The organism is Microcoleus sp. T3_D1 (genome assembly GCF_036700405.1).
Taxonomy (GTDB): Bacteria; Cyanobacteriota; Cyanobacteriia; order Cyanobacteriales; family Microcoleaceae; genus Microcoleus.
The window spans coordinates 97,269-116,119 of record NZ_JAUBOV010000005.1 but is presented as its reverse complement, the minus strand read 5'-3'; the positions used below and the strand labels follow the sequence as shown (position 1 = coordinate 116,119).

Here is an 18,851-nt window from a genome sequence, read left to right as displayed (position 1 = left end):
ATGAAAATTCTTTTATCTGCCTTTGCCTGCGAACCCGGACAAGGATCTGAGGAAGGAGTGGGCTGGAATGCGGTGGTAGAAGCCGCCAAGCATCAAGAAGTTTGGGTACTAACTCGCACCTTTTACCGTAGCGCTATTGAAGCCTTCCTCGCCACGTACCCGAACCCTAACCTGCACTTTGTCTACATTGAGCCTTTCGGCTGGAGCGAAAACTTTAAAGGTAGACAGGGAGGGCTGCAATTGCACTATTACCTGTGGCAAATTTTGGCTTATTTAGAGGCGCGCAAGCTCCACCGCCAAATTAATTTCGACATCGCCCGCCACGTCACCTACGTTAAATTTTGGTCGCCTAGCTTCATCTCGCTGCTGCCAATTCCTTTTATTTGGGGGCCTGTGGGCGGTGGCGAAGCAGCCCCTAAACCTTTTTGGGCTGATTTTAGCTCTAAAGCAAAACTTTACGAAACGGCGCGAGATTGGGGACAGCGCCTGGGTGAGAGAGATCCCTTTGCCAGGATGACGGCTAGGCGAAGTGTCTTAGCTTTTGCGACAACGGAGGACACGGCGAAACGGGTGCGGGCGATGGGTGCTAAAAAGGTGCAGGTGCTTTCGGAGGCGTGTCTGTCGAAGGAAGAGATGGCGAGGCTGGGAGAGTGCCAGATGCCAGGGCTTTCCCCGATCAGGTTCATCAGTATGGGGCGGCTGCTGCACTGGAAGGGCTATCACCTTGCGGTGCGGGCCTTTGCCCAAGCTAACTTGCCGAATGCCGAATATTGGCTGCTGGGGGATGGCCCGGAACGCCATCGCCTTCAGTCTCTAGCGGAAGAATTGGGTATTGCTTCTCAAGTTAAGTTGTGGGGGAGGCTGCCACGCGAGGAAACTTTGGCTAAGCTAGGGGAGTCTCATGTACTTATTCACCCTAGCTTGCACGATTCAGGTGGCTGGACTTGCTTGGAGGGGATGGCGGCGGGGCGTCCCATCATCTGCTTGGATTTGGGAGGGCCTGCTACTCAAGTGACGGCGCAAACGGGGGTAAAAGTACCTGGTTACAATCCAGAACAGGCCGTGCAGGGTCTAGCTGAGGCGATCGCTAATTTAGCCGGCGATGCCGAGTTGCGATCGCGCTTGGGTGAAGCAGGTCGCACTCACGTCCGGGAAGTATATGATTGGGATGTTAAAGGCGAATTCTTTGCTCAATTGTGCGAAGATATAGTCTATCGAAAATCAGGATAACTTCTGATGGGTTCGATCGGGCAAAACACAAAAAACTATATTTTTTCAGGCGGTGAAACGTGGGCGTTGCAATCATTACTGGCTCGGCGGGATTAATTGGCTCTGAGGCGTGTAAGTTCTTTGCCAAACAAGGCTTAGATATAGTGGGCATCGACAATAATATGCGCCAGTTCTTTTTTGGTGCTGATGGTTCTACAAACTGGAACCGCCAACTGCTCGAAAAGTCTTTGGGTACCAAGTATTATCACTTAGATGTGGACATTCGCGACTATGAAGCGATTACCAATATCTTTCAGCGGTACGGCGAGTCGATCGAATTAGTAATTCACACAGCAGCCCAGCCCAGCCATGATTGGGCTTCCCGTGCTCCGAAAATAGACTTTACCGTCAATGCCAACGGCACTCTCAATCTTCTAGAAGTAACTCGCTTGTACTGTCCTAAAGCGGTTTTCATTTTCACTTCTACCAATAAAGTATACGGCGATACGCCTAACAGTTTGCCTTTAATTGAATTAGAACACAGGTGGGAAATTGCACCCGGCCATACTTACGAAACCGGCATTCGGGAAGATATGTCAATCGATCAGTGCCTGCACAGTTTGTTTGGTGCTTCTAAGGTAGCTGCTGACGTTTTAGTCCAAGAATACGGTCGATATTTTAATATGAACACCGCTTGTTTTCGCGGCGGCTGTTTGACGGGTCCCAATCACTCTGGAGCTCAATTGCACGGCTTTCTCGCCTACTTGATGAAGTGTGCTGTCACGGGAACTCCTTACACGGTGTTTGGCTACAAAGGCAAGCAAGTTCGCGATAACATTCATAGCGCTGATTTAATTTCGGCATTTTATGAATTTTATAAAGCTCCCCAAAGCGCCCAAGTTTATAATACAGGAGGAGGCAGGTACAGCAATTGTTCGATGTTAGAAGCTATCCAGATGTGCGAGGCAATTGCAGAACGCAAGTTTAATTGGACTTATGCTGAAGGGAATCGCATAGGCGATCACATTTGGTGGATTAGCGACAATTCCAAATTTTCCAGTCACTATCCCAACTGGAAAATGAAATATAACGTTAAACAAATCCTACAGGAGATTTATGAATGTAACCGCGATCGTTGGCTGAAAGAGGATTCTAATGATTGAGCGGGGCCAAAAGAATGTGCTGGGAATTGCGGTAAACGATTGAAGAATACAAGGTTAAACAAATCTTAGGGGAGATTTTATGAGTGTAACCGCGAGCGTTGACTTAAAGAGGTGCTCCATGATTGATAAAGGGAAAAAGAATGTACTGGGCATATTAGTAAATGCCGTTAATTATGAAGCGGCTGTTAGCAAAATTATTGCGGCAGCCAGCGCCGGAAAACCAATGTCAGTTTCTGCTCTCGCGGTTCACGGGGTAATGACTGGGGTTCTCGACAGCACTCATCGTTATCGGATTAATCACATTGACTTAGTATTGCCAGACGGACAGCCGGTCAGGTGGGCGTTAAATTGGCTCTACCATACGGAATTGCCCGATCGAGTTTGCGGGCCGAATGCGATGTTACAAATTTGCGAACGTGCGGCAGAAGAGGGATTACCTATCTATTTGTACGGATCTCAAGCTTCTGTACTGGAAGCTTTATCTCGCAATCTCTGCCAGCGTTTTCCCAAGTTAATTATTGCTGGATCTCAGCCTTCTAAATTTAGGCACGTTTCGCCCGAAGAGAAACAAGAAATTGCACAGCAAATTCGCAACAGCGGTGCAGCAATTACTTTTGTCGGTTTGGGGTGTCCCCGGCAAGAAGTCTGGGCTTACGAATACCGGGACGACTTATCAATGCCGCTGATTGCTGTAGGTGCTGCTTACGATTTTCATGCGGGTAATTTGGCTAAATCTCCTGACTTTTTATCTAAAATAGGTTTGGAATGGCTGTTTCGGATGATGAAGGAACCTCGGCGCCTTTGGCAGCGGTATGTTTTTTTGAATCCGCTTTATATCTGGCTGTTTTTGCTACAAGCTTTGAAAATCAAACAGTTCGACCCCACAGACGCCACGCCACCTGTAGAAGAAGTATTATATGGTTGAAATTTAAAAGTTTCTTGTGAATTATCGGTGCTCACAAGAAAAAATTTAAAAAGCAAACACATCGTAATATCAAATCCGTTAGCATCGGAATAGTAAATTCGACTTCACGGCGTTCACGGCGTTCACGCCGTTCACGGCGTTCACGCCGTCAACAGTCAACAGTCAACAGTCAACAGTCAACATCATATATGAGTATAACCGGAAATGATATAACTAATCTTTTTGAGGTGCAACTACGATCGCATATTCAAGAAAACTGATATCAAATCCGGTGGCATCGGAATTATAGTGGGAGCTTAAGAGCTCGCGATTTGGGTAGCGAGATATTAAGCTCCCACTGACACGATCCGAATATATTATTCCGATGCCACCGGAAACGATATTACGCCCGAAAACAATTTTTACCTTATCTATGTGGTAAGCTCCCGACTGCACACATTACATACAAAGTTTCTGCGTCAGTCTCGATCGAGTCAGGTGGATTTCTGGGTCAATAGCCGCATTTTGTTTGAGCGAACTCCTGGCATTGGGGATTATCGCAGGGGATCGCAAAAGTATTGTGACTGTCTAACCAAACTGGATACAAAACCAAAAGTTTATTGCCCTTACCTCGCTCTTGCTATGGCTTTTGGGCTACAATCCGGATCGAATCGTACTTGTTTTCATCAGCCGCAAAAATTGTTTTCAGCAGTAGATTCCAAGCTTGGGCCTTACTGTTTTCTTTGGGCTTTACCATCCGAGGGGATTCCATTGAATCGAACACACTCAAAATTTTTCTTTCATCATCGATCCAACTGTTGGCAAATTGGCGATAGTAGCCATTAAACTCAGTAGAAATTATCTCAAATCCCGCTTTTTCACAGATAGCGCGGAAGCTCTGCGGTGTGAAGAAATACAAATGCCTTGGTACATCTAGATGCATCCATGCAATCCCTGATGACTTCAGCCCAATACAAGAGTTATTTGGTACTTCCATTACCAATTTGCCGCCATCCACGAGCAACTGCATGGCATTGCGGAGTGCAAGTAAAGGATCTCTGGTATGTTCGAGTACGTGGTTCATCACAATCATGTCGTACTGTGTAGACGTGACTTCCGGGGGCAAAGATTCAGCAGTACCATAAAATACATCAAGACCTCGCTGCTCGGCCAAAACCAAAGCTTGTCGATCGGGTTCTACGCCCCAGACTTTGTGACCATCTGCTTGCAGTTCTTGCAGCATTTGGCCGTTGGCGCAACCGATTTCTAATATCGAGCAGGAAGCAGTCGCGAACTGTTGCTTCCACCATTGACTTGTGACATCTACTCCGCGATCGAAACGCCAAGCTAGATGCGTGCGTAATTTATCCCAGAAGGAAATAGAAGAGGAAGACTCGGAACCTGTAGAGTCTGTATGATGAGTATAATAGTCGTCAATCTCGTAGAAACTGGCGATTTTGTTGACTTCGGGTAAAGGATGAATGCATCCAAGTTGTGACTTTTCGCACCAGTACAATTGAAAGGATTCTTTGTTTGCAGGTCTGCGCCAATCACCGGGTATCAATAGCCACGGTTTCATACTCTGTCCCGATATCGGACAGACGACGGTAGGACTTAAGCAATTTTGACTTGGCATTTTAGTTTTCATTATTTAGGTACTTGATGTACTAATAACCACTGATGTTGGATTTCAAATCAGGAAATAAATTATGTGCCAGTGACAATTGCCGAATCTGAAATACAGCGGATGACTGCCCCAAAATTATTAGGTTTCGGAAACAGGATTGCTGCGGCGTGGTTTTCAGCTTACATCGAACTTTAAGCTAACGCATTTAACTTGCTTTGTCACGTGTGATAAAAAACTACACATTCCGCGATCGGGCTGTGAGTAAGTTTTCCTATATTTAGGAATTCAGCAATAATTAAAGTATAAATTAAGTTATAAAACTGGGTAGCGATGTCGGCTGCGATCGATATAAATAAAAGCTTGATCGCCTTTGTGCCTAAATAATATTGCTGATTTTGTTGCAAAAGCGAAGTATAAAATTTGCGATTTCATATATATCGGTGGACGCAAATGTTGCGTTCGCTATTGTTCCTTGAAGTAAAAATTTAGCTCCCAGTTGAGTTGGGAAACCAAACTTTTCTTTAATCTTCAGCACAAGAGGTGATTGACAAGCACTGATTTTTATGTGTAGGTCGCGAAGGTCTCCTATCGATCGGCGTAAGCCCCGATCCGTTCTTTGATAAACCGGATATAAAAATGCCTGAAAGTAGACTTAATCACCCGCGGCATACCAAAGTCTATTGGCATCATGCTTTCCGGCAACTTCCAATCCAAAACCTTGAGATTTTCCGGCTGCAAAAGCGGAAAATCAATCGCCTCCAAATTCGAGCAAAGTCCCAATCTCATGGCCGCAGCTACAGTGGGAACCGCCGCCGGATCGGCATTAATAATTTCAACTAAAGTTCTGTCCAAAGCAAACACATCATCAGAGGCTGCCAAAATTCCCAAAAACTTAGGTTCGCCGCCGCTTGGCCCGTTACCTTCGTGACCGATAATGCCATCCAAAATCGTCAAATTTGGGTTAATTGCCCTGGCCGTTTCTACTAGCATTTCACCGAATCTGGCGCTATCTTTGCCAGCTTCCATGTGCCACCAAGCCTTCATTTTACCGGGGACGCAGCCGAACAAATTTTTCACGCCCATTGTCACCGTTAATTGAACGTGAGATTTGAGTTTGGGCAAATTAATCACTACATCGGCTTCCATTGCTTCTTTGCAAATTCGCAGATGATTGAAATCTTCGCTGACAGTTTCGTAGCGTTTTCCTTGAAACTCAACTACTGGCAAATTCAGTTCTTGCAACAGCGGCAAATAACCGTTGGCTTTGGCTACACCCATCGCGCTGCCAAAAGCTGGACTATCGCCTAAAAATGGTTTTCCTCCCGCTTCAATGACCATTTTAGCCACACAGTAAACCAATTCCGGGCGGGTGACGCATTCTTTTGTAGGGCGAGAACCGGTAAGGAGATTGGGTTTGAGTAAAACCCGATCGCCCGATTTGACAAAAGCCGAGATTCCGCCCAAGGGTGCGAGCAAACTTTCTAAAGATGCTTGCAAGATTGGGCGATCGTAGGAATTGGCCTGAATTAAACTAACAGCAGACATAATTATGAATTAATTTGTAATTGGTTATCGATCGGGAATAATCTCAGTGTAACACAGGCACGGAACACCATAAGCAGGGTGATCTGCGCCTGCGTTACCAAGAATAATCTCAATACAAATGAACCCTAACTATTCGTTGGCAATCTACCAACTGCCGCCCGCTGCATGGTACTAACTCGCAGCGAGTTAGAGAATATTCCTTGACCTTGCAGTTCAGGGATAGCAGGTTTTACTTCTACTTTTACCACTCTGGCTGTGCAGATAAAAACCGTTTGATCGGCTAAATGGAAAGTCAACCAAGGTTGATTTAATAAATGCAGCACTTCCTCTTGGAATTCTTGTGCAGGCATCGGAATAGTGAAAGTTTCAGCCTGACCTTCCACATAATGAAATGTCACTTGAGTTGTGTTCTCTTTATCTTGAGTTAATTTGGCAAAAGAACCTGCGCGCATAAATTTTGCTCCCCAACTTTAGACTATAAAAAAAATTCAGAATTAAATGTAAAAAAAATGAATTCTGAATTGTTTAACTTTCACCTGTGACAGCGATCGGGCAGAACTCAGAAGGCAGAAGGCAGAATTAAATCGAGTTCAGCCTTCTAGTTTCTAGCTGATTCGGGCGAGATCCTATACGTTAGCAGAAGATGTTGGCATCGCACTCATTTTCTCTAAATCTAGAACTTTTGCCAAGTCTTCTGCACTCATTAAACCCCTTTCTAGCACAATTTGCCGCAAAGATTTGCCTGTTTCTAGAGATTCTTTGGCGACGGCGGCGGCGTTGAGATAGCCGATGTGAGTATTGAGGGCGGTAACGAGGGCGAGACTGCCTTCTGCGTAGGCGAGACACCGATCGCCCTTAGCTTCAATTTTGGCGAGGCATTTGGTGCTCAGGGCGCTGATGGTATTGCCCAAAATTTCGATGCTGTGAATGAGATTGTAGGCGATTAGGGGCATCATCACGTTCAATTCCAATTGTCCCGCTTGGGCGGCAAGGGCGATCGAGCTATCATAACCCATAACTTGAAAACACACCATCGATGTCATTTCTGCCATCACAGGATTGTATTTTCCCGGCATAATTGACGAACCAGGTTGCACAGGAGGCAGTTGAATTTCTTTCAAACCCGTTTTCGGCCCGGAGTCCATCAAACGCAAGTCATGGGAGATTTTAACGCAATCCTGAGCGAGATTTCGCAGTGCACCAGACACATTTACAAAGGGTGCCATACTCTGCATAGCAGCCATTAAATGCTTTGCTGGTTTCAGGGGGTGGTCGATTAATTCGGAGAGAATTTCAGCAACTTTTTGACAGTATTCAGGGTGAGTATTTAAGCCTGTTCCTGCCGCACTTCCCCCCAATCCCAGGGATGTCAAATCATCGGATGCCCTGTCAATTCTCAAGGTATGTTCTCTGAGAATTTGCGCCCAAGCGCCGAAGGTATCGCCGAGTCGAACCGGTACGGCATCTTGCATATGAGTGCGGCCGGATTTAACTATATCTTTGAATTCTTCGGCTTTGTTTTCTAGGGCGACTACGGCATCCGACAAAGCCGGAAACAGAGTTTTTTCTAACGCCAACAATCCGCCGATCCGAATTGCAGTCGGAATCACATCATTTGTCGATTGACCGTAGTTTACATGATCGTTAGGACTGACGCGCTTGTAGTTGCCTTTTTCATCGCCCATAATTTCCAAAGCGCGATTTGAAAGAACTTCATTAACATTCATGTGGTGAGAAGTTCCGGCGCCGGCTTGGTAGACATCAACTACAAATTGATCGCGCAATTTGCCAGCTAGGATTTCATCTGCTGCTTGGATAATTGCTTGACTGATGTCTTGGGGAATGCAGCCTAGTTCACCATTGGCGATCGCCGTTGCTTTCTTAATTAAAACACAAGCATCAACGTATGTTGATAAAGGCTTAATGCCGCTAATCGGGAAATTTTCAACTGCGCGCAGAGTTTGGATGCCGTAGTAGACATTAGATGGGATTTGTTTGTCTCCCATCGAGTCGCTTTCGGTGCGGTAGGTTGCGGTTGGCGTTTGAGTCATATCGTCTGGTTTGTGATAATTAGGAATTGTGCAAACAGAACTTACGCACAGTTGGTCAGAAACCGGGTTTGTTGTCGGGGAATCTGTTTGAAAGCGTAGTTTTTTGTCAAGAAACCCGGCTTCTGAAGGTTTTTGTGCGTCCTGGACTGGCAATTTTTTTGGTAACACGGCTGACGGGCGATCTTACTTTTGGGCGCGCGCCGGCAACTTTACAGTAATGCGTAAGTCCCGATCGTACAAAATTATCCCACATCTTAGGCTTCAATCTAAAATCTCAAATCTCAAATCGATTGACAGTTTGCAAAAGCTAAAATTAGTCAATCGGCAAGGGCGATCGCACGCACACAAGGCGAGTCAGGTATAATCATACAAGTAAATCCATTTCACTCATAGTGTTAAACTCCCACGAACAAACCAGCAAAAACTTTCAAACACCCGCTAAATATTTTGATAATCGGCTTTAAGTGCCTCTGCGATTTTTCCGGCTTCAGTAAAGGCTATATCCAGCATTGTTCCCACCGCAGCCATCCCGGAAAAACCGACGATTTTAATGGCTCACTGAACAGGGCTACAGTTATACTATTGAGGTTCAAGGTGATGGTTAGTCGGCTTTTTTCGGATTTGAATAGCTGTGTTTTTCTAGGATGTGGGAAAGGGGCGAGCGATCCCAAGAAGTTGCGGGCGATCGTTGTGTTTCACTTGTCGGCAAAGAAAAATGTAACGTTCCGGTTGAGTGGCTAGAAATAACTTTTGCATCACCACCAATATCTTTCGGTAGTCCGCTCCAACCGGGTTGTTAGGCCGCGGCCATCGCCACTTGACGCTGTTATTGTCCGCGTCCTGGTTTGCAATCTGCAAAACCTAATGCCTCCGTGTCAAGGAAACTAGCGATCGCCATCTCAATGACTGCTTCGATTGGATATTCAATTTCAGCAGCACGAGCAATTAGGGCAGCACGAATTCGTTCAGGAAAACGTCCTAAAATAACTTCGGCATCAGCGAGGGAAAGTTGCTCTTGAAGTTTGGCTTGCATGGCATTTACATCTCAGTTGGAATTTGGACGTTGTAAGGGGGTTCAGCAGCTCTTAGAATGATGGCTTCTAGCTCCAATAGTAACGCAGGGTTCTGCCAGTGAGAAATTGTCTGTACTGCAATCCGTATGTCTTCATCGCTATATTTATCGAGCCATGCCCACAAAAAAGCTTTGTGCCCACCACTGAAGCGACCTCGTAAGCTCTTGGTTTTACCGATGTAGAGCAATCCATCAGTTCTGTGCCTGATTGCATAAATGCCAGGACGCGCAGGAATGCTCTCAAACCCACGGGTCAAGGGTTGACATTGCTCAAAAGGAATGAAAGCAATCGCGTCTAGAATTCTTCGCGCTTGGATTTGTATGTCAGAATCATTCGTTGGCATGAAGGCAAGAAGGCTAATTGCACAGAAATCATAATCCCACAAATTCTGTTACAACCATCATCAACTAGGGATGGTTTTTTGCGCGATCGCACAGAGAAGGCGATCGAGCCCGAGCTGATTTGAGCCTTGGCCGTGCCTGTATTTTTCTAGGATATGGGAAAGGGGCGAGCGATCGAGTTTTACCTGCCGGTAAAAAATGTAACGTTATTTCCGTAAAAAACCCGGTTTCTGCGTCCAGGAGTATCAATGATGAAATTAAATCTAAAAAGCAACAAGTGCAGAATATCTGGCAACCATCCGAATTATACCTCCCAACATCCTGCTACACTATTAATAACCGCATCCTCACCCACATTTATGCTCGCAAAAGCAATCCTCGCTATCGCTCCCTTAATCTTGGAAGTGCTGTCGCCCATCGCCAGAAATATCGGTCACAAACTAGGAGAAACCCTCGGCAATAAAGCTCAACAATGGGTAGATTTTCTGATTCCCGATCCCAATCAGATATCCTCCGATTCGACTGAGATAGAGCTAGCAAAACAGCGTTATTCCGAGGAAATGCTGGAATACGCGAAGGCGAAAGATACCAGAGACCGGGAATTGTTAAAGCTAACAGTAGCACAAACAGCACGCCGCATTGAGTTGCACCAACAGGAACAGCAGGATAGAGTGAAGCTGGCAGCCTTGCAGCGGGATTTGATGCGGGAATTGCAAGCAAAGGATATTCAGATCAAGCTGGCTGAAATCCAAACAATTTGGGATAAAGATACTTGGTTTTCTAAGTTGAATCGAGAGGAAACTAAGCAGATTTTACTTGAGCAGCAACATCGCTTCTTAATCTTACTATCACCGCCCAAAATTAGCAAGCGATGCCCGGAAACCTTCTGTGAAGATTTGCCAATTGAGATGAGAAGTGTGGGAGATTTTCTCAGACAGCATTATCCTCAACAGGATGTCTTACGCCCAGTTAAGTTTTATAGCGATTATTTCACTGAGTCGATTGGTGATATTGATGTGGAACGCTTGCAACGAATTTTATCTCCGGTTCCTACTACAATTTTATATAGCGATATCAGCGACTATGCGGTAACTTTTCGCGTCGGCTTTTGGGGATTCCTGAATAATCAGGAAGTCTCCCTGTTTTCTACCAAAGTTTTTGACTGGGAAGAGGCGAAAGATGCACTTTTAGCATCGGGAGTAACTGAGAAAAAAGCCCTCCGCATCATTCGGCAGTTGATTGTGGCGATTCACAAGTTGCTGGCTGGATTTTTAGCGGATTTGTATTATATCAATATTGACCCTAGCTATGAACCTCAGTTGTTTAATTTAAAGGATGAATTGGCTGAAGATGGGTTGGCAGAAGAATGGCTGAAACCTTATTTTGATATTCTTCAGGATATTCAGCGGCGACAGGGAGAACAATATGAACAGGAGTTGAAAAAGCTGATTGAGCAAGTAGAGGCTGAAGGTCAATCTCAAGAGACTGTCAAAGCTGAAGCAAAACGCCAACAACAAAGAGAAAAAGCTGTCAAAGCTGAAGCCCAACGCCAACAACCAAGAGAAGAACAAATCATTAGACAAGCTCACTCCTTCAAATGTGTAAAAACTCTTAATGACGTATGTTTTTCACCTGTTACGTGCATAGTTATTAGTCCTGATGGCAACACTTTTGCTAGTGACAGCAGTGGAAATTGCAGCCAACTTTGGAATCTCCATACAGGAGAACTGATTCGTACTTTTTCAGGGCATTCAGGTGCGGTTTATTGCGTTGCCATTAACCCTAATGGAACAATTTTAGCTAGTGGAAGTTCTGACAAACAAATTAAGCTGTGGAATCTGGAAACTGGACAAAAAATCAGCACTCTAAAAGGTCACTCGTTTTTAATTCGGTCTCTTGCTTTTAGTCCAGACGGAGAAACTCTTGCTAGTGGCAGTCAAGACAATATTATTAAACTGTGGAATCTGAAAAACGGGCAGGAAATTCGCACTCTCATAGGGCATTCATACTCGGTTTGGTCTGTCGCTATCAGCCCGGATGGAAATACTCTGGTTAGTGGCAGTTATGACAATACTATCAAGGTTTGGAATTTGAAAACCAGACAGGAAATTCGCACTATCATAGGGCATTCACACTCGGTTTTTTCCGTTGTCATCAGCCCGGATGGACAAATTATTGCGAGTGGTGGTGGAGACAACACTATCAAGCTTTGGAATCTGAAAACCGGACAGCAAATTCGCACTCTCACAGGGCATTCAGAGTCTGTTTTTTCCGTGGTCATCAGCCCGGATGGACAAATTATTGCGAGTGGTAGTGGAGACAACACTATCAAGCTTTGGAATCTGAAAACCGGACAGGAAATTCGCACTTTCACAGGGCATTCAGCCCAGGTTAATTCGGTTAGTTTTAGCCCGGATGGAAACACTCTGGTTAGTGGCAGTTCTGATAAAAGTATCAAGATTTGGCGGTGTGATGGGTGAAGTAAGAGGGAAAGATAAAAATTATGGTCGATTTGCCAATAGGGAACTACAAAACTTGACTGCGTGAGAAATAAACCGAGAAACACTTAAGGAAAGTAATTTAAATGTCAGAAACAATTAATTTTGAGCAAGCAGTCTTAGAGAATCTGCGACTGTTGCCAACTGAGAAACAACAAGAATTGCTCGACTTTGCACAATTACTGGTGCAAAAAGCGGAACATAAAAAGCAGTTACCCAGCGAAACTTTTGAGCCTAACAGTTCGTCAACAACTGCACCTACTCTCAAGCTATCACTTAGAGAAATTGCTAGCCTGCCAATAGCAGAACGCCATAAAATACTAGCACCATTTATACCTGCTACAGCCGAAGATTTTTTGACTTATCCTGAATTAACCGAGTTGTCGGTACTCGATGGCGAGGAGTATTTAATTGAGAAATGTTACACTCGCAGCCACGACGCTTTTTTGAAAGGCTACGTACCCGAAGACGAAGGACTTTATGATGACTACAGTACGTTTGTCTAGATTAGATTGTTTGGAAAAGTCTTTGTTGCTAGCGAAAATCGGGCAAATTTCTCAAGCAGATGCAGCAGCAGTGAAACAAGTCTGGGAGTTGTACGTTAAGCCTCAACTTTAATCATAATTCGATCGCCCTCAACTCCCCAACTCCCCTCAACTCCCCTCTCCCATCCCCCAACCCCGCACAATACTTAATAAAAACTTTACAAAACTTACCCGATCGCCCAACATGGGTTAGAGTTATCCTAGAAAATCCAGCAATCCTGCAAAGCGTCAACCTTCTCGTCACTTATCCAGTTTCGATGACTCAAACCCAAAGCACCAAAACCGCCACCCCAACTGCAATTTATTCCTTGACAATTGCTCCCGCCTGTGTATTGCGGGGTCGATCGGCGATCGCACAAGCCGGAGATGCGATCGCCCGTTTCGGAAAGCGGCCGCTAATCGTCGGCGGCAGCAACTCGCTAGCCGCCGCCCAACCGTACCTGCAACCAATCCTCGAACAGCAGCAGTTAAAATCCGCCGAAACAGCATACGGCAAGGATTGCAGCGAAACCAGCCTCGAAACCCTCCGCGAAGCAGCCCAAACCCATCAAGCCGACTTCATCATCGGTGTCGGCGGGGGCAAAGCCTTAGATGCAGCCAAACTCGTCGCCCATCAGTGCAAAATCCCGATCGTCACAATACCGACATCAGCAGCCACCTGTGCGGCTTGGACAGCCCTTTCTAACATTTATTCAGAACAAGGTGCATTCCAATACGATGTCACATTAGCCAGATGTCCCGACTTATTAATACTCGACTACGGCTTAATTCAAACCGCACCGCAGCGGACATTAGTAGCAGGAATTGGAGATGCGATCGCCAAATGGTACGAAGCATCAGTCAGCAGCGGACACTCCGAACAAACCCTGATAATTTCCGCCGTTCAACAAGCTAGAATACTGCGCGATATTTTATTCCAAAAATCAGCCGCCGCCCTCAAAGAACCGGGTAGCGAAACCTGGCAAGAAGTCACAGATGCCGCCGTATTGCTAGCAGGAGTAATCGGCGGAATTGGTGGTGCTCAATGTCGCACCGTCGCCGCCCACGCCGTCCACAACGGCCTAACTCATCTATTAGCAAGTCACGGCACATTGCACGGCGAAAAAGTCGCCTACGGCATTTTAGTACAACTGCGACTAGAAGAAATGCTGCAAAACAATCAACTCGCCGCTAGCGCCAGACAGCAACTGCTAAAATTCTACGGCGAAATTGGATTGCCCCAAACTTTAGACAATCTAGGACTCGGAGACATTACCATAGCAGAATTGCAGCGCGCCGCCGACATAGCCTGCAATCCTAATTCCGACATCCACCGACTGCCTTTTAAAGTTGTTCCCCAACAATTAATGGCAGCGATGGTTTCTACCACCGCACCTGTGGGAGAATTAAAGATTAAGAAGTGACATCCTCCCGACGCTCACCCTCGATCGGGTAGAGCGCGGGCTTCCCAAGATCGCTCTTGAGGTTTCCTGCTTCATCGGGGTTCCCAGGCAACCTTCCTCCACAGGCAGTATCACCGTCTGTCCAACGGCTACAAGACCTCGTTGCTCCACCACTTGCGCGGCGGCTACATCTCGGTCAGTTATATATCCACATTCATCGCAATGATGCACCCGTTCACTCAGTTCCTTTTTACCAGTATGCGCCCCACATTGAGGGCAAGTTTGACTTGTCCCATTGGGGTCAACCTTGGCAAAATAAACACCCCGCTTCCAAGCCACCCATTTGAGCATTTCCAAGAAACTACCCCAAGCAGCATCCAAGCAATGCTTTGCCAACATGCCACGACTCATCATCTTGAGGTTCAAGTCCTCAGCAAAGATCATCCCAGCCAAGTCGCAAAGCGAGTGCGCCGTCAGGAAGTGGAACTCACGCCGAACATTATGAATGTGTTCATGCAAAGCGCGAATCTTGGCTTGAACTTTCCGGTAGTTGGCAGAACCCTTTTTCTTGTTTTTCAATTTGCGTTGCAGCCATCGAAGCTTGCTTTGCAAATCCACGAAAAAGCGAGGGCGCTCTATCAATTCACCTGTCGATACAGCCAAGAACTTTTCCAATCCCAAATCAATCCCGATGGGTTCACCCTGCGGCATGATTTCAGGAACGGAAACATCGGCTTGCAGAATCAGTTGAGCATACCAGCCCGATGCTTTGAAGACTACCCGAACTTGCTTGACCTGAAACCCGTCTGGGATGAGTCGGTGCAAATTGATGGGCATCGCTCCAACTTTCGGCAATTTGATCTCAAATCCGTTGACTGGATTCGATTTGAATTGCGGAAAGACAAACGAACGATACTGACCAAACTTTTTGAATCGAGGGAATCCAAACCCTCTTTCCTGCTTGAACTTAAACGACTTATCCAGTCGTTTCAAAGCATCTTGCAAGACTTGAGAGTGAACTGCCTTCAGTTCTGGAATCAACTCTTTAGCTTTGGTCAGCGCATTCTGCTGTTTGTAGTAGTCGGGATAGGGTGTGCGTGCAGTGATGATGTATTCCTGCCGGATACTGCAAGCATTGACCGGGCATTTACGCGAATTTATCCAGTCCTTGCGCTCTGCCAGGGCGTAGTTATATACGCGACGGCATTGCTCCAACCAGTCAAGCATTTGAGCTTCTTGGTCAAGTCCTGGATAGATTCGGTAGCTGTAGGTCAAGTTCAACATACCAACATTCTAACCGATTTATGTCTCCTGTTAGAACCGATAGTGTGTCGATTGTCGGGGCATCGAACCCCTCATACGCCTTCGGCGGAGCGAAGCTCTACGACGCGGGGTGTCCATGTATCCCGACGCTGAACGGAGTACCGTGGAGCGCGCGGGACTTATAGCCCCCCGAACCTCCCATTAGTTAAAACAGTTTGTAGTAAGGACTAAAGTCCTGAAAAGGCTGTGCTAGAAAGGACGGAAGTCCTGACTACAAACCAGGAAAACTGACAACTGACACAAAATAAATGACTTTGGATTGGATTAGCCCTGCTGACAGGTTGCAAAAACTACCGCCCTACGTATTTGCCCGTCTCGACGAACTCAAAGCCCGCGCCCGCGAACAAGGACTCGATTTAATAGACTTAGGAATGGGAAACCCCGACGGTGCCACTCCTCAACCAGTAGTAGATGCCGCTGTCGCAGCCATCCAAAATTCTGCCAATCACGGCTATCCACCGTTTGAAGGAACTGCCAGTTTCCGCCGTACTATTACTAAATGGTACAGCCGTCGCTACAATGTTGAACTCGATCCAGAAAGCGAAGCATTGCCTTTGTTGGGTTCTAAAGAAGGTTTAGCACATTTTGCGATCGCCTACATCAATCCAGGGGACTTAATATTAGTACCCAGTCCTGCTTATCCCGTATTATTTCGCGGCCCAATCATCGCCGGTGCAAAAGTTCACAACATCATCCTCAAACCAGAAAACGACTGGGTAATTGACTTAGCCGACATTCCCGACAGCGTAGCCGAACAAGCCAAAATACTCTATTTCAATTATCCCAGTAATCCGACTGGAGCAACTGCACCCCGCGAATTTTACAAAGATATTGTGGCTTTCGCACACAAACATCAAATTTTGCTGGTTCACGACTTGTGTTATGCGGAATTAGCCTTTGACGGCTATCAACCGACAAGTTTATTAGAAATTCCCGGCGGTAAAGAAATCGGCGTTGAATTTCACACCATGTCCAAAACCTACAATATGGCAGGCTGGCGCGTCGGTTTTGTAGTAGGAAATAGCAAAATTATTCAAGGTTTGCGGACATTAAAAACTAACCTAGATTACGGTATATTTTCCGCTTTGCAAACAGCAGCCGAAACTGCACTGCAATTGCCGGACAGTTACTTGCACGAAGTGCAGAATCGTTACAGGACTCGCCGGGATTTCATGGTGGAAGGATTGGCAGAATTAGGGTGGAATATTCCTAAACCTCTGGCTGCAATGTATCTTTGGGTTCCCTGCACTCGCGGCATGAGTTCGACTGATTTTGCCCTGAATGTTTTGCAGCAAACGGGTGTTGTGGTGACTCCTGGCAATGCTTTTGGGCCGGGCGGCGAAGGATATGTGAGAATTAGTTTAATTGCAGATTGCGATCGACTGGGAGAAGCATTGCGGCGCTTAAAACAAGCAAACATTCGCTATCAATAGTCATTAGTCATTAGTCAGTAGTCATTAGTCAGTTGTTAGTTGTTATTGGTTATTTGTGGGTGGTTAGTTGTTATATCATGTCCGGTCAATTAACCATGATTCCTGTAGGGGCGGGTTCACCAAGATATTGAATAGAAACGGGAAAATCTGTAAACCCGCCCCGGCATTTAATCGCGGTCAATCGATCGGACATGATATTATTGGTTATTTGTGGGTTGTTAGTTGTTATTGGTTATTTGTTATTTGTTGGCGATCGTAACCAATTATTAACTACCAAGGACTAATGACTACTGACTACTGACTAATGACTACTGACTAATGACTATAACGTTTTAATTTGCTCAATCACCCAATCAAAAGTTTCCATAACTTGCTTGAGGCCAGATTCATCTTGCAAAGTAAACAAAGCCAGACTAGGCGACCTTCTCTCACCAGGTTCTATAGGCAGCGACAGACCGATCGCACTCAGCTTACTTCTCAATTCCAGCCAATTCTGTTCCGCATTAAACGGCGGCTGGGAACCATAATTGTCAGCAGAAATCTCCATTCTGCCAGCAATATCTACAGTGAATAACTGATAGGGTTTTCTTCCCTTTTGAGGCAATTGAGCCGCGAAACCGCCATAGGCATCCCCCGTTCCCCACTGGATCTGAACTTCGGGTTCTTGACTTTTTGCCCAAAGGTAAATTGCTTTTGCCATTTGCGCCTCGTCTGCGCCTCGTCTAGCTTTGATTTCCGCAAAAAATGAAGATTCATCCCAGCGCCTTCTTTCGCGCGTTGCGCTGGATTTTTTCTGCTGTGCTTCCGCTGTCTGACCGATCACTCTGGGAACCAGCGTTTTCAAACCGTCTTCACTTACATACTGCTTAATTTCCAGGGCGAAAACTTCAACCGGGTCCATTTGTTCGTTGAGAAATTCCACAACTCGGCGCATTTCAGCAGAAATCTCGTCAGCTACAAACACTAAGCGAACTTTACCCGCTTGCAAATTAGTTTTAACCTTCTGCCAAAATAGGTCTTCATTAGCATTTGCACCGAGAAACTCTTCAAAAATCTGTTCAGGATCGCGACCCCGATCGCGACAATTAGCTTCAAACAGAGCAATAATTGAATCGACAGGCCAGTAAACCAACGCATTAGCAGCATAGTCGATCGACTGACCCAAAACTTTTTGCCGCAGTTCGGCATTAGGAGTTCGCCGGACATCCACCAAAGTAGGAACGGCATTTTGGTCGAGAAACAAATGATCCAGCGACCACTGCACCGCTGTTTCCTCATCGCTGGGTGCGGCTTCCCGCGAAATTAACAGCCACCTGCGCGCCGTCGCCCGATCGATTTGGTCTCCCGCGATCAAATTAGGATAAGTTACTAGCAAGTCTTGTAACTGGTCTTCCGAGTCATAGGGCTGTTCCATCATTTCTACCAGCCTGTCGTCGTCCTGAATCAGATAAATACCTCCAGCCATGCAAGCCCACCTACTTAATTTTAGATTTTAGATTTTAGATTTTAGATTTTAGATTTCAGGCTTAGTTATTAGTCTTCAGTCTTCAGTCCGCAGCCAATAATATCATGTCCGATCGATTAACCATAATATCCCCGTCGGGGCGGGTTTTTGAGATTGTCAATTATTGGCAGGTATTGTTGGCTCACGGGCCCCTACAAAAATCGCGGTCGCTCAACCGGACATGATATGATTTGTGAAGGCGGAAGGCATTGGTCAGAATTCAATAAAAATTTTGAATTCAATAATTTTTATT

Annotated in this window: 16 protein-coding genes; 8 read left to right on the top strand and 8 right to left on the bottom strand. The window is 45.9% G+C overall.

All coding sequences use genetic code 11. The annotated features are described in order from the left end of the window. The 3 genes from QT992_RS04505 (at position 1) to QT992_RS04495 (ending at position 3,297) form a co-directional block, all read left to right on the top strand. Positions 1-1,230 (top strand): glycosyltransferase, encoded by a 1,230-nt coding sequence (locus tag QT992_RS04505; protein ID WP_333376614.1) that lies wholly within the window; start codon positions 1-3, stop codon positions 1,228-1,230. Positions 1,231-1,289: 59 nt separating this feature from the next. Next, the gene (locus QT992_RS04500) at positions 1,290-2,372 is read left to right on the top strand and encodes an NAD-dependent epimerase/dehydratase family protein (RefSeq protein ID WP_333376612.1); all 1,083 of its coding nucleotides are present in this window, start codon (positions 1,290-1,292) and stop codon (positions 2,370-2,372) included. Between the two features lie 79 nt (positions 2,373-2,451). Further along, positions 2,452-3,297 carry a WecB/TagA/CpsF family glycosyltransferase gene (locus QT992_RS04495; RefSeq protein WP_333376610.1) on the top strand — a complete coding sequence of 282 codons (846 nt, stop codon included), beginning with the start codon at positions 2,452-2,454 and terminating at the stop codon, positions 3,295-3,297. A 619-nt stretch (positions 3,298-3,916) separates the two neighbouring features. Here the strand turns inward: QT992_RS04495 and QT992_RS04490 are convergent. The 6 genes from QT992_RS04490 to QT992_RS04465 all read right to left on the bottom strand — a co-directional run bounded on the left by QT992_RS04490 (position 3,917) and on the right by QT992_RS04465 (position 9,957). Beyond that, positions 3,917-4,855, bottom strand: coding sequence for a class I SAM-dependent methyltransferase (locus QT992_RS04490; RefSeq protein WP_333376608.1), 939 nt, complete (start codon positions 4,853-4,855; stop codon positions 3,917-3,919). Positions 4,856-5,488: 633 nt separating this feature from the next. After that, entirely contained in the window at positions 5,489-6,448 is a 960-nt protein-coding gene (locus tag QT992_RS04485; RefSeq protein ID WP_333376606.1) for a DUF362 domain-containing protein, read from the bottom strand. A gap of 125 nt (positions 6,449-6,573) precedes the next feature. Next, positions 6,574-6,900: a hypothetical protein gene (locus QT992_RS04480; RefSeq protein WP_333205404.1), complete on the bottom strand. Its 327-nt coding sequence runs from the start codon at positions 6,898-6,900 to the stop codon at positions 6,574-6,576. 174 nt (positions 6,901-7,074) lie between these two features. Further along, entirely contained in the window at positions 7,075-8,499 is a 1,425-nt protein-coding gene (locus tag QT992_RS04475; protein WP_333376629.1) for an aspartate ammonia-lyase, read from the bottom strand. An 826-nt stretch (positions 8,500-9,325) separates the two neighbouring features. Continuing rightward, positions 9,326-9,532, bottom strand: coding sequence for a hypothetical protein (locus QT992_RS04470; protein WP_006631417.1), 207 nt, complete (start codon positions 9,530-9,532; stop codon positions 9,326-9,328). A 5-nt stretch (positions 9,533-9,537) separates the two neighbouring features. Further along, positions 9,538-9,957, bottom strand: coding sequence for a GIY-YIG nuclease family protein (locus tag QT992_RS04465; RefSeq protein WP_333317205.1), 420 nt, complete (start codon positions 9,955-9,957; stop codon positions 9,538-9,540). A 204-nt stretch (positions 9,958-10,161) separates the two neighbouring features. Here QT992_RS04465 and QT992_RS04460 point away from each other — a divergent pair, with 204 nt between their 5' ends. The 4 genes from QT992_RS04460 to QT992_RS04445 all read left to right on the top strand — a co-directional run bounded on the left by QT992_RS04460 (position 10,162) and on the right by QT992_RS04445 (position 14,359). Further along, positions 10,162-12,393 carry a WD40 domain-containing protein gene (locus tag QT992_RS04460; protein ID WP_333317206.1) on the top strand — a complete coding sequence of 744 codons (2,232 nt, stop codon included), beginning with the start codon at positions 10,162-10,164 and terminating at the stop codon, positions 12,391-12,393. Between the two features lie 104 nt (positions 12,394-12,497). After that, the gene (locus tag QT992_RS04455) at positions 12,498-12,917 is read left to right on the top strand and encodes a hypothetical protein (RefSeq protein WP_333337330.1); all 420 of its coding nucleotides are present in this window, start codon (positions 12,498-12,500) and stop codon (positions 12,915-12,917) included. Beyond that, a complete protein-coding gene (locus tag QT992_RS04450; protein ID WP_333317210.1) occupies positions 12,892-13,029 on the top strand; it encodes a hypothetical protein in 138 nt (45 codons plus the stop codon). The genes QT992_RS04455 and QT992_RS04450 overlap by 26 nt, the downstream gene beginning before the upstream one ends. Positions 13,030-13,213: 184 nt before the next feature. Beyond that, positions 13,214-14,359 carry an iron-containing alcohol dehydrogenase family protein gene (locus QT992_RS04445; RefSeq protein ID WP_333317212.1) on the top strand — a complete coding sequence of 382 codons (1,146 nt, stop codon included), beginning with the start codon at positions 13,214-13,216 and terminating at the stop codon, positions 14,357-14,359. Here QT992_RS04445 and QT992_RS04440 read toward each other — a convergent pair. Beyond that, positions 14,342-15,622 (bottom strand): transposase, encoded by a 1,281-nt coding sequence (locus QT992_RS04440; protein WP_333317214.1) that lies wholly within the window; start codon positions 15,620-15,622, stop codon positions 14,342-14,344. The genes QT992_RS04445 and QT992_RS04440 overlap by 18 nt on opposite strands. A gap of 287 nt (positions 15,623-15,909) precedes the next feature. Here QT992_RS04440 and QT992_RS04435 point away from each other — a divergent pair, with 287 nt between their 5' ends. After that, entirely contained in the window at positions 15,910-17,094 is a 1,185-nt protein-coding gene (locus tag QT992_RS04435) for an aspartate aminotransferase (protein WP_333337328.1), read from the top strand. A gap of 322 nt (positions 17,095-17,416) precedes the next feature. On the opposite strand, the gene QT992_RS04430 is transcribed toward QT992_RS04435, so the two are convergent. After that, positions 17,417-18,559, bottom strand: coding sequence for a hypothetical protein (locus tag QT992_RS04430; RefSeq protein ID WP_333317218.1), 1,143 nt, complete (start codon positions 18,557-18,559; stop codon positions 17,417-17,419). Positions 18,560-18,851 lie beyond the last annotated feature (292 nt).

What these genes read in the sequence shown, in the direction of transcription:
- QT992_RS04495 (WP_333376610.1), top strand. Translation starts at nt 2,452, where the DNA reads ATGAGTGTAACCGCGAGCGTTGACTTAAAGAGGTGCTCCATGATTGAT.
- QT992_RS04470 (WP_006631417.1), bottom strand. Translation starts at nt 9,532, where the DNA reads ATGCAAGCCAAACTTCAAGAGCAACTTTCCCTCGCTGATGCCGAAGTT.
- QT992_RS04455 (WP_333337330.1), top strand. Translation starts at nt 12,498, where the DNA reads ATGTCAGAAACAATTAATTTTGAGCAAGCAGTCTTAGAGAATCTGCGA.
- QT992_RS04480 (WP_333205404.1), bottom strand. Translation starts at nt 6,900, where the DNA reads ATGCGCGCAGGTTCTTTTGCCAAATTAACTCAAGATAAAGAGAACACA.
- QT992_RS04445 (WP_333317212.1), top strand. Translation starts at nt 13,214, where the DNA reads ATGACTCAAACCCAAAGCACCAAAACCGCCACCCCAACTGCAATTTAT.
- QT992_RS04450 (WP_333317210.1), top strand. Translation starts at nt 12,892, where the DNA reads ATGATGACTACAGTACGTTTGTCTAGATTAGATTGTTTGGAAAAGTCT.
- QT992_RS04485 (WP_333376606.1), bottom strand. Translation starts at nt 6,448, where the DNA reads ATGTCTGCTGTTAGTTTAATTCAGGCCAATTCCTACGATCGCCCAATC.
- QT992_RS04435 (WP_333337328.1), top strand. Translation starts at nt 15,910, where the DNA reads ATGACTTTGGATTGGATTAGCCCTGCTGACAGGTTGCAAAAACTACCG.
- QT992_RS04475 (WP_333376629.1), bottom strand. Translation starts at nt 8,499, where the DNA reads ATGACTCAAACGCCAACCGCAACCTACCGCACCGAAAGCGACTCGATG.
- QT992_RS04430 (WP_333317218.1), bottom strand. Translation starts at nt 18,559, where the DNA reads ATGGCTGGAGGTATTTATCTGATTCAGGACGACGACAGGCTGGTAGAA.
- QT992_RS04505 (WP_333376614.1), top strand. Translation starts at nt 1, where the DNA reads ATGAAAATTCTTTTATCTGCCTTTGCCTGCGAACCCGGACAAGGATCT.
- QT992_RS04440 (WP_333317214.1), bottom strand. Translation starts at nt 15,622, where the DNA reads ATGTTGAACTTGACCTACAGCTACCGAATCTATCCAGGACTTGACCAA.
- QT992_RS04460 (WP_333317206.1), top strand. Translation starts at nt 10,162, where the DNA reads ATGATGAAATTAAATCTAAAAAGCAACAAGTGCAGAATATCTGGCAAC.
- QT992_RS04490 (WP_333376608.1), bottom strand. Translation starts at nt 4,855, where the DNA reads ATGAAACCGTGGCTATTGATACCCGGTGATTGGCGCAGACCTGCAAAC.